Source organism: Rathayibacter sp. PhB1 (assembly GCF_004362935.1).
Lineage (GTDB): Bacteria > Actinomycetota > Actinomycetes > Actinomycetales > Microbacteriaceae > Rathayibacter > Rathayibacter festucae.
Genome location: NZ_SNYD01000020.1, coordinates 1 through 1,055, shown reverse-complemented (window position 1 = coordinate 1,055; position 1,055 = coordinate 1). Strand labels below are relative to the sequence as shown.

Sequence of the window (1,055 nt, the reverse complement as noted above, 5' to 3'; positions counted from 1 at the left end):
ACGGAGCGCGTCGAGCGCGAGCCGGTGACCGACCGGGTCGAGGCGCTCGTGATCGGCGCCGGCTTCGGCGGTCTGCTGACCGCGTCGCGGCTGCGGGAGGCGGGGGTGGAGTCGCTGCGCCTGATGGACGAGGCGGGCGACGTCGGCGGCACGTGGCACTGGAACCGCTACCCGGGCGTGCGCTGCGACGTGGAGTCCTCCGTCTACCTGCCGCTGCTGGAGGAGGTCGGCACGATCCCGTCCGAGCGCTACGCGCCGGGGGAGGAGATCCGCCGGCACGCGGTCGCGATCGCGGAGCACTACGGGCTCTACCGCGACACCCTCTTCCAGACCCGCGCGACCGCACTGACCTGGGACGAGGACGCCGACGAATGGCTCGTCGAGACCGACCGCGGCGACGCCTTCCGCGCCCGCTTCGTCGTCACCTCCTCCGGCACCCTCACCCAGCCCAAGCTGCCCGGCATCCCCGGCATCGAGACCTTCCGCGGCCACACCTTCCACACGTCGCGCTGGGACTACGGCTACACCGGCGGCACCCCCGACGGCGGCCTGACCGGCCTCGCCGACAAGCGCGTCGCCGTCGTCGGCACCGGCGCGACCGGACTCCAGGTGATCCCGCACGTCGGCGCGGACGCCCAGGAGCTGATCGTCTTCCAGCGCACGCCGTCCACGGTCGACGTCCGCGACAACCGGCCGACGGATCCGGAGTGGGTCGCGTCGCTGCGTCCGGGCTGGCAGCGCGAGCGGATGGAGAACTTCCTCGCCGTGCTCGCGGGCGAGCCGGTCGACGAGTCCCTCGTGCAGGACGGCTGGACGAAGACGGTCGAGCTGCAGCGTCAGATCCTCTCCGGCGCCGTCGACACCTCGCTCCCGGCCGAGGAGCGCGAGCGGCGTGTCGAGCTCGCCGACCTCGACACCATGGACCGGCTCCGCGCCCGCGTCGACCAGGTCGTCGAGGACCCCGCGACCGCGGCGGCGCTCAAGCCCTGGTACCGCTACATGTGCAAGCGGCCGGGCTTCAGCGACACCTACCTGCCCACCTTCAACCGCCCGAA

Annotated in this window: 1 protein-coding gene; it reads left to right on the top strand. The window is 73.0% G+C overall.

Annotated elements, in window-relative coordinates:
• A partial coding sequence (locus EDF17_RS19660; protein WP_133672172.1) for an NAD(P)/FAD-dependent oxidoreductase occupies positions 1 to 1,055 on the top strand: 1,055 nt, incomplete at both ends.